Below are 15516 nucleotides of genomic sequence, written 5' to 3'. Positions count from 1 at the left end.
TTTGTGAATGATTTTAAGGAAGAAATTTTTTGGTTCACCGAACGAGGTTTTTGTTTTAATGATCCTAATAGATATTGGATAAAGCGACGTACTTGGGTCTTGGTAATCTCATTTAAACAGGTTGAACAGCCATGGTCCGTTAAAAAGGTCAAAGAAGAGTTGTAAATCGTATTCATAACTAGTGACTGTATTAACTGAGTAATTTTTTTCAATGGCAGCATGTAGTTGCACGTATAAAACCTCCAGATAGTGTATTAAACAATAATTATTATCTGTACAAAAAGTACTGATATTATGGGGTGTTGACGTATCCAAGCCCTCCTCCACTCCAAATAATTTTAGTTTACATAATATAAATTATAGGAAGTTATGTATCAATGAAAAGTATACTAATAATAGTGAGACGAAACAGCTGTAAATGTACATAATTTAAACTTCGGTGACTTCGTTTATTACTTTATTACTTAAATAAATTGTCATCCTAATATTTCAAATAAAAAGAATCCATTTTCACATCCTTGATTAAAATGGATTCTTATTTATATCTACTTGTTAAAATGCGATTACTCCTTGAATGGTTTAAATCATACTGTCATTCTCAACGGCTTTATTTTAGGACGCATTAACAGCAATACGACCTAAACTCCTTGAGAATATGATTCAATTGCTTTTAACGCTTTCTCGGCTAAAACATTATTATTAAATCATTTCACTTAAATATTCAGAAAATGCAAACAGTACTATTGAAGGTTTTCTACTGTTTTCTCATCTGTAATTTCATCATTTTTAGCAGTTAACTTTCTAGTAAACACACTAACAATTAAACTTACTATAATATTTACACTTAATGCTAGGAAACCAATGTTGATATCTTGTATGTAAGATGGCCAGCTTGGAAACAGCTTACTTAGATGAGCACCTGTAGTTGCTTGCCAACCTACAATAGTGACACCCACAATAATCCCAGCAAAAACACCTTGTACAGTTAATGGATTTTTCTTCAAAAAGCTACATACAACTGCTGGTACAAATTGAGTAACTAATCCATACCCCATTAAGAATAATAGCGTAATTGCTCCACCACCACTAAAAGTAAAGTAAAGTGCAACAAGTGCAATCACTGGAACTGAATAGCGAGCAATGATACCAATTTGTCGATCGGTAGTTTGAGGTCGAATCGGTTTTACGACATTTTTCGCAAGTAATGTAGCTGCCGACATCAAAATCAAAGAACCTGGAACAATTGCAGTTAATAACCCTGCTGCTCCAATAAAGCCAACGATGACTGGATTAAATGTTTGCGTGGAAATTTTAAATAAAGCTAAATCTACAGCGCCTCCTTCTAACCCTGGTACTTGTAAAATTGCTGCTGCTCCAACAAATAAGATAAATAATAAAAATAATGCATAGATAGGAAGCATAATGGCATTTTTTCTTAGAGCATTTCCACTTTTCGCTGAAAAAGTAGCAACAAATGTATGTGGCCACATATAAAACCCTAACGATGTTAACATGATCGTTGAAATATACCATGAGGCGCTAAAACCTGTGTCTGGAAGCGTTAAAAATCCTGGTTTAACAGCTTCAATTGCTTCCCACATTGGTTGAATACCACCATAATAATGAATAGGTAAGTAGATACCAAGGAATAACACAACACCAAGAATAAGAAAATCTTTAATAACAGCTGTCCAAGCCGAGCCATGAATTCCTGAAACCATAACATAAGCAATCATTGCAATTGTGCCAATCCAAATTGTTAATTTCGGATCAATCGCTCCATAGGAAGCCTCAGAAACGATAATGCCAAGACCTTTTAATTGAATGACTAAATAAGGAATTAAAGCTGCTAACCCTACAATGGCTACAAGTGTGCCGAGAATTTTACTATTATATGCCTTTTCAAAAAAATCAGATTGTGATAGTAGACTATGTTTCTTTCCATAAGCCCATATTTTAGGTGTCAACCAGTAAGCAATGACATAGTTCAGCATCGCGATATTGAAAAATGCAGCTCCACCTTTTCCATACATCCAACCACTTACCCCTAAAAATGCATTTGTTGTATAAATTTCACCAGCCATTAATAAGAAGATGAAGATAGAACCAAATCCACGGCCTCCAACAGTCCATTGTTCTAGGCTCATATCTTTACCTCTACTGGCGATGATGCCTAAAAATAAAGCAATACCTAAGAAAATGGCAATGATTCCAACTGAAATTATCATATTACTCCGTCTCCTCTTTTACACTAGGATTTATACGATGAACGATAATCATTAAACCTGTTCCTAAAAAGATCCATAAAACCATCCAAAATAATAAAAGCGGAAGACCTAAGATATATGGTTCGGCACTTTTAATAAATGGAACTCCTAAAGGCATTGCAAAATAGGCAATGAACGTGAGTAAATAACAGAGCCTTTTTTTTGTCATTTTTCTATCTCCTTTTTATTTATTAATTAATTGCCAAAACCCGTTTTCAATAAATAGACTATCTATATCCCTTTTATCCGGAGTAAAATGTACTTGTTTTTCACTATCTAGAAAATCAATTGTGTATTGTACAGTAGCCGCCACACCTAGTTTTAAAGCGTCTTCATCTAGGTCAAAGTAAACATTATGGTGTTCTGCCCCAATCCCTTCTTCGAGGTTTTGTATGCCAACGAATGCAAACACACCTGGGAAGTATTTTTCATAAAACGCAAATGATTCCGATGCCATCCAAGCAGGGATTGATTGTAATGCATCTGTACCAATTGCATTTTTCACTGCATCAATCGCAATTTGTGCACAATCCTTTTGATTGTAGACAATTAAATCCGATACTTTAGGTTCTATCATAAATTCATAGGTGCAATTATGCAGGTCGCAGACTTTTTCTAGGATTCTCTTAAATTCTTTAGCAGCATGGGCACCTTGGTTATAATCTAAATATCTGGCTGTTCCTGAGAACTGTAAAGTTTCTGGAATAATATTCGCTGCGGAGCCCGAATTAATCGTTCCAATTGAATAGGTAATTGTTTTAAAAGGGTCTAGAGAATTTAACCTCATCGCTCTTAAATTGTTATAAAAATCGGTAAAACATTCTAATGGAGCAACTGACAAATCTGGTCTTGAACCATGTCCACTTTTTCCTTTTATTAAGACATCAAAAACAAAAGAAGCTGCCATTCTTGGGCCAGGATCAACAGAAATTTTACCAGTTGGAAGATCAGATTTTAAATGGATACCCCAAATTCCGTCTCCTCCGATTTCGTGTAATCGTTTACAGAGATTATAAATCCCTCCGCCCATTTCTTCCCCTTGTTCAAAAGCTAGTAACACTCTTCCCTTCATTTTGTCTTTGTGTTGAGTCAAGATTTTCACTACACCTAAAAGCATCGCTGTATGTCCATCATGCCCACAAGTATGTGCAGCTTGGTCAGACTCAGAAAATACTACTTTATTCTTTTTTAAGTTATTTTCCTCTTCCTTCATAGGCAGTGCATCTAAATCTGCCCTAAGAATTAAAGTTTTCCCCGGTTGTTTTCCTTGAATATAACCAATAATTCCGCCGTTAGGGACAATTTCATAATGAATGCCCCATTTAGTTAACTCATCTGTAACCACTCTCATTGTCCGTACTTCCTGTAATCCGATCTCAGGGTGTCTATGGAGATCTCTTCTTATCTCAATTACATAGTCTTCTATTTCTTTTGCAGCTTTTAACGCATCAAGCTTAAATTCGCTCGTTTTCATTTTATATACTCCCTTTCTGATTGGTTATTAGATTCGATATCTTGGAATTCTAAAGCGATTCTTTCAAGTGCTTCTTTTATAAGTGGTCTTGGTGAAGGGATACATATTCTTTGGAAATATTTACCTTCTATACCAAACAAGTGACCATCTTCAAGTATGACATTGGCTTTGTTATAGATACGATCATGAATCTCTTGAGATGAAAGTCTATATCCACTAAAGTCCATCCAAAGTACATACGTTCCTTCAGGGATCCTAACTTTGACTGTAGGCATTTGTTCACCTAAGAAATTTTTCACATACTTTATTGTGTCGTCAATATATTCAGTTATTTGCGCTAACCATTCTTCTCCTTCGTTATAGACAGCTATAAGCGCTGCAATAGTAAACGGTGAAGGTAACTGCATCCCCATTGTGTCGCTAAAGATTTTCCTAATCTCAGGGTTTGAAATAATCACATTTGTACAGTGCAGGCCTGCAACATTAAATGTTTTATTAATGGCTGTGCACGTGATGATATGATCCGTACTGTTTGCAACTTTTGCGATAGGTATAAATTTTTGATTTTTTCTAATAAGATCCCCATGAATTTCATCAGCTACAATAATTACATTATTTTTTGCACAGATCTCTGAAAGTGTTTTTAATTCCTCATATGTTAAAACTCTTCCAGTCGGATTGTGTGGACTGCAGAGAATGAACATTGTTGTATTTTCTTCTTTTGCTTTGGCTTCAAAATCCTCAAAATCAATTGTGTAATACCCTTTAGCGTCACATTTCAACGCATTATTTCGCACAGCTCTTCCACTTCCTTCTATCAAAACTGTGAACGGTGGATAAACAGGACGTTGAATAATGATACCGTCACCAGGTTTAGTGAAAGCTTTTATTGCTATATTCAAGGCATGTACTGTTCCAGGGCTATATACAATCTCTTCTCTTTTGATGGTCCAATCATGTCTCTTTTTAAACCAATGCTGAATTGATTCAAAATACGCATCCGGAAAAACAGAATATCCAAAAATACGATGATCAACTGTTTTATGTAGTGCATCTATCAGTGGTTGCGGTACGGGTAAATCCATATCTGCTGTAAATAGTGGAATGGTCTCATAGTCATACCTTTCTGTATATCCCATTGTTTTAATTAAATCTTCACCATCCCACTTTAAAGAATAAGTATTTCTACGATTAACTACTTCATCAAAATTATATTTCAATGCTTCTCCCACCTCTTGTTGTGTTCAATTTTCTACTTTATCGCAATTTTCGACACGTTTAGATTAAATTTTTATCAGTTTAACACCTTAACTGTAAAAACGTCAATATTAATTTCTGAATATTCCTGAAATTAATTAGATTCGAAACAAAAGTTAAATATAGATTTTTATATGTTAAAATTAAATTAAATTGGCAACCAATTATGTGGAGGAGGATGCATTGTGGATAAAAAGAAGGTTTTTTATGAGCTAATGGAAACGCTTTACGAGACATCTAGACTTATTAGTTCATATGAAAATATTCCAAGAAAATATGGAACAGAAGATGAATTGTATATGATAGAAGTTCATACACTCAACTTAATTGGAGATCAAGTAAAAACGACTACTTCTGAAATTGCAGATATTAAAAATTGCACAAAAAGTGCTGTTTCTCAAATGGTTGATAAACTAATTAAAAAGGGTTTAGTCATTAAATATAGAAATGTGGACAATTATCGGGAATTAAATATTGAGTTAACACCAAAAGGCAAAATAGTTTATGAATATCATAAAAATCTAGATTTAGAGGAATATCGAAGTCATTTGAAGAACCTCGAGCAATTTACGACTGAAGATTTTCAAAAGTATATAACAGTCTTAAATCTAATCAATCAAAGGACACAAAGCGTGCTAACTGACAAAAAATCAAAGGTGTAATAATTACCCTTGCTGCTCAATAAGGCCAGAAAAGGAGTGGCTCAAAGTCTAAATTTGAACTTTGAAACACTCCTTTTTATGTTATAAATTGCTGTCATTTTTTTAGAATCTCTGCCTCTTGTCTAAACGAAGACTTCCCTCCTGGTGGCCGCTTCAAGTACAGTTATCACTCATTTCTTTAAATTAACTTAGTATATTAATAATTTTCTGTTGAGCATCTTGAGCTTCAGGAATTGGCATAACAACAAACACATGATTCATTTTAGGATAAACAAAGGTATTGATTTCAATTCCCTGTTCTGAAAGTTGTTCATCCAGTCTTATTGCATCTGGATATAAACATTCGTGCGTTCCAATAAAATGAGTAATCTTCCCAAGTTCTTTAAAGTCACCGTATATTGGACTAATTAGTGAGTCTTTTAAATCTTTATCAGCTACCCAAATCTTTGTAATGACTTCCATTCCCTCACTAGCTAACATCGGATCCTTTTCTTCATATTCAGCTATAAGAGGATTTTCAAAACTCAAATCGACACATGCTGATAATAAAATAATATCTTTCGGTTGAGGTAAATTGTTCATTTTTAAAAGATGAGCCAGGCCAAGTGCTATATTACCGCCTGCCGAATCTCCCATAATCGTTAATTGATTCGAATTTTCAACAGTTGCAAGCATCCCTTTATATAGGTTTAGAATTTTTGGATACGTATCTTTATAGTTGAAATGAGGTACTTTAGGATAAATAGGAGCAATGAATTTTGCATTTAAAGATTGGTGATAGCATTAACAATTTTTCTGGTAATGCAGTTGGAGAATTACTATTCGAGACAGAGGATTTGTCTTTTAATATAATAAATAATCAGGATGAATCAAACCAGAGTAGTTCATCGAATGGAATTTTACATTTTCAAGTAGGTGCTAATAGTAGCCAGAATATGAACGTTAAGCTATGTGATGTTAGGATATCAAACCTTAGAAATGAGTGATTTAGATTTAACTTCACAATCAAGCGCTGATTCTGCAATAACTAGTATAAATAACGCAATAGAAACTGTATCCTTTCATCGAAGTAAATTTGGAGCTTATAATAATACGTTAGAACATGCGATGAATAACATTAGTAATACTTCCAATAATTTAACTGAAGCTGAATCACGTATTCGAGACACTGATATGGCAAAAGAAATGATGATATTCACAAAAAATAATATTTTGTTACAAGCTACTCAATCAATGTTTGCTCAATCAAATAAACAACCGGAAGGAATTATTCAACTTCTAAAATAAAAAGCCTAAAACTGTAATATTTTTAAATACAAAAAAATCCAAAACTATTTATCCATTTTCAGGATAAGTAGTTTTGGACGCTTAAAATTCTTAAAAACGATCGATTTATATGCATGAATATCGCAGTAAGAAACGACATGAAGTTTGCAACGTCTTGACACTGCTATTGCTCACTCCAAGACGTTACAAACTTCATATTATTTCGAACACGCTCTTCTAGATAAACTTATAGCGTTATACGTGTACCAGCTTTTCCGTCTAAAGCAGCTACCGCTTGATCCAATGAACAAATAATTGACTCTTTCCCTAATTTCGCAAATTCGATAGCTGCTTGCATTTTTGGTAACATACTACCAGCCGGGAATTGTCCTTCTGCAACATACTGTTCAGCTTCTGCTACAGTAATGTGGCTTAGCTTTTGCTCATTTTCTTTACCGAAATTAATATAGACATTTGGTACATCTGTTAACATCATGAAAACTTCCGCATTCACTTGTTGTGCAAGCTTTAATCCCGAACGATCTTTATCGATGACTGCTTCAATACCATGTATTTGACCACTGTCTTCACGATATACAGGTATACCGCCACCACCAGATGAAATAACAATCGTTTCATCCATTAAACGTTGAATTTCATCTATACCATGAATCACTTTTGGTTCTGGTGAAGGCACAACGCGTCTATATCCCCGACCTGCATCTTCTGCCATAGTAAAGCCTTGTCTTTCTAAACGCTGTGCTTCTTCTTCCGAGAAAAATACGCCGATTGGTTTAGTCGGATTTTTAAATGCTTGATCGTCCTTGTCCACTTCAACCATTGTTAACAATGTAACCACATTTGAAGTAATGCCTCGTTCTTTAATATGGTTTTTTAAAGCTGTTTCCATCATATAACCAATGAAACCCTGTGATTCAGCGTTACAAACATGGATCGGTAGTGGTTCGACTACATTTTTAGCAGCTTCGTTTTGAGCAATAATATTCCCCACTTGCGGACCATTGCCGTGGGTAATCACGATTTTATGACCCGCTTCTTTAATTTCTACCATATGGCGTGTTGCAGATATTACGTTTTTGAATTGATTATCATATGTTGCTTCTTGTTGTGGCTGTAAAATTGCATTACCTCCTAATGCAATAACTACCCTTTTCCCCATTTCTTTCACTCCTTAGTTAAAGACAAGTAAATGCCATATAGCGTATCCATTCCAGATGAAGAGCCTACTTCTATAAGATTTTCCATACTTTCTAGAGATGGATCGTGCTGCAATGCTGTAATCTTCGAACTAAATACACCGTCTATAGCACAAGTTAAAAAGCGCTGACTAACGATAGTTGTTAAAGGTTCTTTAATTAGAGCTCTTAGTGTTTCGAGATGTTTAAATTCGATAAAATTATTTAGAAAATGACCGTATAATATGCCGACCAGTATATCATCACCTGTTGGTGTTAAACCTTGTCCACGTCCAATAAAGTAACGAAATACCTCATCAAGATTTTGGGTTGGATCGTGTAATTTATTTATCAAAGACAATACACGTGCAGGTTCAAAATCTGTTGATTCATAGGATGTGAATGAAATGTATTTAAAATTTTCTATTAATTTATTTATATTTGCATGTTCAAAATCCATATATAACGGTAGTATGTTTACGTTAAATACCATTTCAAAACGGTTATGAAAAAGGCGATTATTGCGAAATATTAATGTATCTCCTACCCTAATATTGGTCTTTACCGTTTGTTTAGTTTGAGGGTCAAGCAAAATCCCGAACGGAAATGTACCATTTTCATTGGTCCCAACAAATATTAATTCACCATTTCGATCAACAATATTCAAACCTTTTTCAAACATACTGTGCACGGTAAAGGTTTTCTCTTCTTTCAATAATTGAAGTGCGATTGAACCAATCGCACTTGCTTGTAAAATCATCCTTTAAAACCTAGCTTTTCAGCATATGCCGTGATTGCCTTCTCAAAACATTCGATTGGCGGATGGACTGTACCGGCACCAATTTGTCCGTACCCCGCAATTTTATGGGCAATACCAGTGTTGATAACTGGTGTGATCCCTGTTTCAACAACTTTCCGTGCATCGATACCTAAACATGCGCCTTTGAAGTCCCAAGTTGGGATGACAAAATTAGGGTTTTCGCTGATACAGATTTCAGTCATTTGATTACTTATTTCAAGCGCATCATTAAATCCACCTGTACCAACAAAGCGTGTTACTGCAGGAGCTGCAATCATCGCCATACCACCAACACCGATTGTTTCTGTAATCGCTGAATCGCCGATATCTGTGTTTGCATCTTCTGCTGAGTAACCAGTGAAATATAATCCTTGAGGGGTATTAACAGGAGCAGTAAACCATTCGTCTCCCATACCCGCAATACGGATACCAAAGTTTTCACCGTTTCGGCACATTGCGGTAACAACTGTACCGTGTTCGATTGTACGTGCTGCATCCATCATCGCTTTGCCAGTCGCCATTGCAATATTTAAGAAAAATTGGTCTGTGTCCGCTAAGAATTGGATTACTTCTGTACGTTGTTCTTTTTCAACGTCTTCTAATGATGCAATTACTGGAGATAGTTCTTTTAAAAATGCAAGTGAAGCTGCAATATTACGCTGGTGGAATTCATCACCCATTGCAATAGCTTTTGCAATCAATACGTTGACGTTCAAGCCTCCATCAAATGTCTTCAATGCTTTACTTAATACTGGACCTAATACATCTTTCATCCAGTGTAAACGATTGATGACTTGCTCATTATAAGCGCCGAAGCGTAATACCGCGCCAATCCCTTCGTTCATTTGACAGTACGCTTCGTTACCACTCTCTTTGTTAATAACGACAAGGACTGGCATGTTAGGTGATGTTATGCCACCCATTGGTCCAACTGCATTTACATGGTGACATGGAATGAATTTGACCTTATCGTTTTCAAGTAATTCACGTGCACTCTTTTCGTCTTCTGCCCATCCTTCAAAAAGGATTGCGCCAACACAGGAACCTTGCATAGGATCTGTCATGTTTTTATATTTAATTGGAGGTCCAGCGTGCAATAGTACGTAATCTTCTAATTCAGGAATCACAGATTTAGCTGGTACAACATCCGTTAAGAATGGTGCTGCTGCTATGATCTTCTGGATAACGGCTTCGTTTGCTTCATTTATTGTTCTGTAACCCATTAGATTGTACCTCCTTCGTAATAGTTTAAGAATTGAAGTACTTTCATTAACTTCTCATCCCCACCAGCAATTGGGCGCCAATTAAATTGAACACACTCTGAGCCACTGTTTTGAACAGCTTCAGTAAAACTTTTTAGCCCAATATTGATAACGCTTGGTTTCATATTAATGAAGGACATAATTTTTTCGTCTACTACTAAGTCTTCTTGTGTATATTCAAATTTTTGTACATCAAGGATTGGCTGTTCCACTTTACCGCCTACAAGTTGGATAGCTGTGCGAACCATTTGGTCATTTGTCTTACAGATAATTGCACCGCTCTCTTTTAAAGTGTCAATTTGTTTATCGTAACCTTGGATATCTTGTGCTGTACCTACAACTGTTGCAAGGACTGCAAGTTCACGACCTTCTTGACGTGCACTGTTCAAAATACGTTTGATTGTTGGCGCTAGTTCACTGGCCATATCTTCATGACCACCGTTACCGATTACGTTATCAATCATGATTACCGCTGTTTTCGGGTCGTTCACAGATTTTTCAATCATTTCGATACGGTTTTCAGGATCAATCATTGGGTGTGGTTTACCTTGTGTATAAACATCATCACCTAAGTCAATAATTTCATGATTTTTTGTTTTTAAAATATAGCCATCTTTCTTTTCTTCAGATATTTCATCTTTGAATGCATCTTTCACTAACATAGCTGCTTCAGTTGCTAATGTACCGCCTGAGTAATAACCTTTAATACCAACTTGTGAATCTTTTAATAACACGTTTACATTTCTAACTGTTGTTGGTTCAAAATTTGGCTTGTCCCCATTTGATAATTGGACAGCTACAACCGCTGCTTCTTCAAGTGTATAAGCATGATAGATGTTCTCTTCTTGATAGGAAGGTTTGTCACCTAAAAATAGTGTTACAACTGGTTTATCAATATTTCTTAGTACGTTTAATACTTTGCGCTGTACTTCCTCTGCAGGTGGTTTAGAGATCACTGTAATGACTTTTACTTTCGGATCTTGGTTTAACGCTTTGATGCTATCTAACATCGTAATCGCACCAACTTCCGTCGATAAATCACGTCCCCCTGTACCAAGAGCGTTTGTAACACCTTTACCATAACGATCAATAATTGTTGTTACTTCTTGAATCCCTGTACCTGATGCCCCAACAATACCGATATCGCCTTCGTTTACGTTATTTGTAAAAGCAAGGGGTACGCCGTGAATAAGTGCAGTACCACAGTCTGGACCCATCACTAATAACCCTTTTTCATGCGCTTTTTGTTTCAGTTTCACTTCGTCTTCTTTTGAAACATTGTCACTGAACATAAACACATGTAAACCTTCGTTCAATGCGTTTTCCGCTTCCATTGCAGCATATTGACCAGGAATTGAAATTAACGCTAAGTTCGGATTATTAGCAAGCTCCATTGCACGTTTCCAGTTGTGTGCTTCTTGACCTTTAGACGTGTCTTGTGAATCTGATTCACCTTTTAATGCTACCTCTACTTCTTCTTTCACTTCTGCTACTTTTTCTTCCTGATCTGTATCCACAACGATAACGATATCATTTGGTTTTGCTTTTTCTAATTCATCCGTGCCTAAGCCAGAAGATTTGAAAATATCTTTATTGGCCGGAGTTCCCATCATGATTGATACTTTGTTCACGCCATCAATTGCAGATAACTTATTTGATAAAAGCATTAACACGATAGAGTCCTTATAAGTGTTTTCTTTTATAATTGTGTATAACATAATGTTCCTCCATTTTATTATTCTGCAAATCTATTTTTTCCATGATAACGATCGTAATGAACGTCGTCTGACACAAGATAGTTGTAAATGTCGTCTACGATTTCAATACCTTCCTTATCATATTCCTTACTTCTTAATATACCGCGTTCACCTGGATAATAAATTTCTCCATAGCCCTCTGCCGCTGGCTGTGTTTTTAATTCATTGAGCATTGTTGTAATTTGTAGCTTGAAAGCATTCAAATCTGTGAAATAGGCAGGGTTAATGACGATATGAAGTTGACCTAAATCGCGTCCTTTAGTTAAGTCTTGATACATAGAAGACACATGTATACCATGTGGGACTCCTAGAAGACTACCTGATAAAATATCTACCATCATCATCAAGCCGTATCCTTTTGGACCTGCAATTGGCAGAAGTGCATGAACATCTCTGGCATTCGTCGTAGGTGCACCAGTAGCATCAACAGCCCATGTATCTGGAATCGATGCATTTTTACTTCTTGCATCTAAGATTTTGCCCCATGCTTGAACAGTAGTCGCCATATCAAATGTAATGATACGGTCATCAGCAGACGGTGCACTATAAGCAATTGGGTTTGTCCCAAAATATGGTTCAGTTCCGCCAAATGGCACGGCCATAGGATCTGATTGACACATACTTAAAGCAACCATATCTTGTTCTGCTGCCATTTCAACAAAGTAACCTAATGCACCACTATGCGAGATGTTCTTCATACCAATAACGGCAACACCTGATTTCTTTGCCATTTCAATGGCTTTTTCCATCGCTTGTTTTGCTATTTGGTGACCTGGGCCATTATCCCCATCAAAGACAGCTGAGCATGGCCCTGTTTGTTCAAATGTATAGTTTGGATTTGCTGTAATACCGCCTTTTGCGATTCGCTCAGAATAATATTCAACACGTACGGCCCCATGGGAGTGAATGCCTCTATGATCGGCGTATGTTAATACATCTGAAACATCATGTGCCGCTTCTTCGTTTAATCCAGCTTTTATAAACTTTTGTTTCATTAAATTAAATAGTTCTTCTTTAGATACACGCATCTTGTTAACCCCTTACATGATTAATATATTTTGTCGGATTCTAAATCATCTAGAATTTCTTTGTAGCCGAGATGCCTTTTTTCTCATTACTTGAATTTCACACTTTGTCAAATACTTCAAGTAATCCTCGTGCCATTTGGGACATTTTATCTAGGAGTTGCTCCTTGCCACCAAAGTATTTTAAGTTTAATAACAAGTTAAAATATCAACCGTCATATACTGCATTCTGACTGTGCTATGTGAATGAACACTACGTTCATTCACATAGATGAGGAAGTCAGTTCATTTCTCCGCTTGTTGTTCAGGGTAAATCTGCTTTCACTAATTTATCTTTCAATAACTGTCGGAGATAAATATGCACACTTTTTATAAATCAATATCTCTGTTTGCATCTTTAGAATAAATGTATGCGAATGGTTCATCTAAACCAATTGCATAGGTTGCCTGTGGTACATAAGCGCCCATAAAGATATAATCACCTTTATCAACTGGTATCCATTCGTTGTCTAGGTTGTACATACCTCGCCCACTTAAAACGTAAGCGCCGTGCTCTTGAACGTGTGTTTCAATGTAACCATGTGAAGCACCAGGTTTGAATGCAAGAATATGAATGTTCATGTCATAACCGATTTCTTTTGGTAATAAGTCTTGAATTAATACTTCTTTCATACCTTCATATGGCTCTTGTACGATGTTGTTCACATTACCTGTCACGACTTCTGGTGTATGCCCTTTAAGGGGGTGTCCTTTAAGTGGTTGATAACGTTTTTTATATAAGAATAAGCGGCTATCTTCACCGTTATTATGATTTTCAAAAGTCAACTGTAAGTGTGAAGGTACATATAAGTATCCACCTTCCGTTAATTCGTATTTTTCACCATCCGCATAAGCATTGATTTTGCCATACACAACGTATACAAATGATTGAATACCATCACCAGCGAAACCAGTTTTGTTTCCGCCTTGGTTTTTAACTGTTACTAAGTAATCTACGAATCTTGCACCTAAACGTGGAGACCCTAAGATTGTGACGTCACAATCTTTGAAGCCAGGTACAACATTATTAACTAGGCCATCTGGTGTAATTAACGCGTAATTGTCTTTTTTAATCACAGAACGTGTTTCTAATAAACCTTCTCTGTATCCTTGAACTTGATTTAAGTAACCCATGAGTATCTGGCTCCTTTTACATTATTTTTATTCTTTATATGCGAGTTCATAAAGTACTTCGCTCAATACTGCAATCCCCTTAACAAGGTCTTCTATCTTCGTCTCTTCATTAATATTGTGGCTAATTCCGCCAATAGAGGGTACAAATATCATTGCTGTTGGAACATACTCCGCAAAGATTTGTGAGTCATGACCAGCACCTGATGGCATCACTTTATAACGATCACCAACATTATTCTTTGCTGCTTGTTCAATTATTTGAACAATTTCTTTATCCATCAATGTTGGTGCCTCATCCATCCATAAATGAATATCATAAGTCATGTCATTTGCTTCAGCGACTAACTTAATTTTGTCTTCTATTTCTGTCGCAAAATCATGTAATAATTGTTGATCAATATGACGACAATCTATTGAAAAAGTAATTTCTCCGGGAACCACATTCACTGTGTTTGGCAAAGGTACGACATGACCGAACGTTAACACAAGTGGTTCTCCAATTTCTCTAGCACGTTTTGTTAAATCTGTAACAATTGCACTATAAGCAACAACTGTATCTCGACGTAATGACATTGGTGTTGTACCAGCATGGTTTGCTTCGCCTTTTAAGTTGATAGTATAGCGTTTCTGGCCAACAATCCCATTTACAACACCGATCGTTTTGTTTTCTGACTCTAACACTTTACCTTGTTCAATATGCACTTCAACAAAAGCTTTGATATCCTTACGAACGACCTCTGTTTTTCGGTAATCAAAGCCTGATTGGCGCATTGCATCTTCGAATTTGATACCCTCAGCATCTTCAATTGTGTCGACATCTGATTTTTTAGCTAAGTTAAAGAAGTTTTTACTACCCCAAAATACGTAAGGGAATCTACTACCTTCTTCTTCTGCAAGTGATAATACTTCTAACGATCGTAGTGGTTGACCATATTTTTCTTTTAAATATTTCACAGCCACAAGTGCAGATAAGATACCGAATTGCCCATCTAGATGACCACCTTCAACAACTGTGTCGATATGTGATCCCGTCAAAATTGTTTCTTCTGGATATGTACTTCCAACAAGACGTCCAGATAAGTTTCCGATGTCGTCAAAGCTTGCTTCTAAGCCTTCTTCTTTGAATGTTTTTTCCAACTCACGAATTGCATCATTCCATTCTTGAGAATATAACAGACGTGTAATTCCACCTTGTTCTAAGCCACCAAAACTAGTGAATTTCTTATCTAAAGCATCAAAAGTTAATTGAATATCCATTACTCTTTCACTCCTTCCTCTAATTCATTTTTATTATAGGTTTTTGCTCACAATCGTTCATTAACATAATGAACAATTATGAAAGGTCTTTTTATGCACTATCAACAAATATAGTTTTTGT

At 36.0% G+C, this 15516-nt stretch carries 14 protein-coding genes and 1 pseudogene; 3 read left to right on the top strand and 12 right to left on the bottom strand.

The window, feature by feature from the left end; all coding sequences use genetic code 11:
- Positions 1 to 740: 740 nt before the first annotated feature.
- From C9J35_RS19970 to C9J35_RS19955, 4 genes are read right to left on the bottom strand one after another with little or no spacing between them, the layout of a single operon-like run.
- Positions 741 to 2228 (bottom strand): sodium:solute symporter family protein, encoded by a 1488-nt coding sequence (locus tag C9J35_RS19970; protein WP_107926232.1) that lies wholly within the window; start codon positions 2226 to 2228, stop codon positions 741 to 743.
- Position 2229: 1 nt separating this feature from the next.
- The gene (locus tag C9J35_RS19965; protein WP_054768407.1) at positions 2230 to 2436 is read right to left on the bottom strand and encodes a DUF3311 domain-containing protein; all 207 of its coding nucleotides are present in this window, start codon (positions 2434 to 2436) and stop codon (positions 2230 to 2232) included.
- Positions 2437 to 2451: 15 nt separating this feature from the next.
- Complete coding sequence (locus tag C9J35_RS19960; RefSeq protein WP_107926230.1) at positions 2452 to 3741, bottom strand: amidohydrolase; 1290 nt, start codon at positions 3739 to 3741, stop codon at positions 2452 to 2454.
- A complete protein-coding gene (locus tag C9J35_RS19955) occupies positions 3738 to 4961 on the bottom strand; it encodes a MalY/PatB family protein (RefSeq protein WP_107926228.1) in 1224 nt (407 codons plus the stop codon). The genes C9J35_RS19960 and C9J35_RS19955 overlap by 4 nt, the downstream gene beginning before the upstream one ends.
- A 222-nt stretch (positions 4962 to 5183) precedes the next feature.
- On the opposite strand from C9J35_RS19955, the gene C9J35_RS19950 reads away from it, so the two are divergent.
- Positions 5184 to 5660 (top strand): MarR family winged helix-turn-helix transcriptional regulator, encoded by a 477-nt coding sequence (locus C9J35_RS19950; RefSeq protein ID WP_107926226.1) that lies wholly within the window; start codon positions 5184 to 5186, stop codon positions 5658 to 5660.
- Positions 5661 to 5843: 183 nt separating this feature from the next.
- Here the strand turns inward: C9J35_RS19950 and C9J35_RS19945 are convergent.
- Positions 5844 to 6434 (bottom strand): annotated as a pseudogene (locus tag C9J35_RS19945) (alpha/beta hydrolase fold domain-containing protein); the annotation flags it as partial.
- Here C9J35_RS19945 and C9J35_RS23760 point away from each other — a divergent pair.
- Both C9J35_RS23760 and C9J35_RS19935 read left to right on the top strand, forming a co-directional pair.
- Positions 6419 to 6646 carry a hypothetical protein gene (locus C9J35_RS23760; RefSeq protein ID WP_054768411.1) on the top strand — a complete coding sequence of 76 codons (228 nt, stop codon included), beginning with the start codon at positions 6419 to 6421 and terminating at the stop codon, positions 6644 to 6646. The pseudogene C9J35_RS19945 and the gene C9J35_RS23760 overlap by 16 nt on opposite strands.
- Positions 6639 to 6947: a flagellin gene (locus tag C9J35_RS19935; RefSeq protein WP_235616384.1), complete on the top strand. Its 309-nt coding sequence runs from the start codon at positions 6639 to 6641 to the stop codon at positions 6945 to 6947. The genes C9J35_RS23760 and C9J35_RS19935 overlap by 8 nt, the downstream gene beginning before the upstream one ends.
- Before the next feature lie 226 nt (positions 6948 to 7173).
- Here C9J35_RS19935 and arcC read toward each other — a convergent pair whose 3' ends face one another.
- The 7 genes from arcC to allC all read right to left on the bottom strand — a co-directional run bounded on the left by arcC (position 7174) and on the right by allC (position 15395).
- Positions 7174 to 8106 carry a carbamate kinase gene (arcC, locus tag C9J35_RS19930; RefSeq protein ID WP_054768413.1) on the bottom strand — a complete coding sequence of 311 codons (933 nt, stop codon included), beginning with the start codon at positions 8104 to 8106 and terminating at the stop codon, positions 7174 to 7176.
- 5 nt (positions 8107 to 8111) lie between these two features.
- A complete protein-coding gene (locus tag C9J35_RS19925) occupies positions 8112 to 8882 on the bottom strand; it encodes an oxamate carbamoyltransferase subunit AllH family protein (protein WP_054768414.1) in 771 nt (256 codons plus the stop codon).
- Positions 8879 to 10144: a YlbE family protein gene (locus C9J35_RS19920; protein ID WP_054768415.1), complete on the bottom strand. Its 1266-nt coding sequence runs from the start codon at positions 10142 to 10144 to the stop codon at positions 8879 to 8881. Before C9J35_RS19920 ends, C9J35_RS19925 begins: the two co-directional genes overlap by 4 nt.
- On the bottom strand, positions 10144 to 11901 hold the full coding sequence (locus tag C9J35_RS19915; RefSeq protein ID WP_107926224.1) for an acyl-CoA synthetase FdrA: 1758 nt from the start codon (positions 11899 to 11901) through the stop codon (positions 10144 to 10146). Before C9J35_RS19915 ends, C9J35_RS19920 begins: the two co-directional genes overlap by 1 nt.
- Positions 11902 to 11918: 17 nt before the next feature.
- On the bottom strand, positions 11919 to 12968 hold the full coding sequence (gene allD / locus C9J35_RS19910; protein ID WP_054768416.1) for an ureidoglycolate dehydrogenase: 1050 nt from the start codon (positions 12966 to 12968) through the stop codon (positions 11919 to 11921).
- 366 nt (positions 12969 to 13334) lie between these two features.
- Positions 13335 to 14138: a (S)-ureidoglycine aminohydrolase gene (allE, locus tag C9J35_RS19905; protein WP_107926222.1), complete on the bottom strand. Its 804-nt coding sequence runs from the start codon at positions 14136 to 14138 to the stop codon at positions 13335 to 13337.
- A 27-nt stretch (positions 14139 to 14165) separates the two neighbouring features.
- Positions 14166 to 15395, bottom strand: a complete 1230-nt coding sequence (allC, locus tag C9J35_RS19900) for an allantoate deiminase (protein ID WP_107926220.1) — start codon at positions 15393 to 15395, stop codon at positions 14166 to 14168.
- Positions 15396 to 15516 lie beyond the last annotated feature (121 nt).

This window comes from Lysinibacillus parviboronicapiens, from assembly GCF_003049575.1.
Lineage (GTDB): Bacteria > Bacillota > Bacilli > Bacillales_A > Planococcaceae > Lysinibacillus > Lysinibacillus parviboronicapiens.
Note: the sequence above shows the minus strand (reverse complement) of the source record. Positions and strands in the feature narration are given on the sequence as shown.

Bases quoted from the DNA above. Each gene is read 5' to 3' on its own strand.
- C9J35_RS19970 (WP_107926232.1), bottom strand. From the start codon at position 2,228: ATGATAATTTCAGTTGGAATCATTGCCATTTTCTTAGGTATTGCTTTA.
- C9J35_RS19965 (WP_054768407.1), bottom strand. From the start codon at position 2,436: ATGACAAAAAAAAGGCTCTGTTATTTACTCACGTTCATTGCCTATTTT.
- C9J35_RS19960 (WP_107926230.1), bottom strand. From the start codon at position 3,741: ATGAAAACGAGCGAATTTAAGCTTGATGCGTTAAAAGCTGCAAAAGAA.
- C9J35_RS19935 (WP_235616384.1), top strand. From the start codon at position 6,639: ATGAGTGATTTAGATTTAACTTCACAATCAAGCGCTGATTCTGCAATA.
- arcC (WP_054768413.1), bottom strand. From the start codon at position 8,106: ATGGGGAAAAGGGTAGTTATTGCATTAGGAGGTAATGCAATTTTACAG.
- C9J35_RS19925 (WP_054768414.1), bottom strand. From the start codon at position 8,882: ATGATTTTACAAGCAAGTGCGATTGGTTCAATCGCACTTCAATTATTG.
- C9J35_RS19920 (WP_054768415.1), bottom strand. From the start codon at position 10,144: ATGGGTTACAGAACAATAAATGAAGCAAACGAAGCCGTTATCCAGAAG.
- C9J35_RS19915 (WP_107926224.1), bottom strand. From the start codon at position 11,901: ATGTTATACACAATTATAAAAGAAAACACTTATAAGGACTCTATCGTG.
- allD (WP_054768416.1), bottom strand. From the start codon at position 12,968: ATGCGTGTATCTAAAGAAGAACTATTTAATTTAATGAAACAAAAGTTT.
- allE (WP_107926222.1), bottom strand. From the start codon at position 14,138: ATGGGTTACTTAAATCAAGTTCAAGGATACAGAGAAGGTTTATTAGAA.
- allC (WP_107926220.1), bottom strand. From the start codon at position 15,395: ATGGATATTCAATTAACTTTTGATGCTTTAGATAAGAAATTCACTAGT.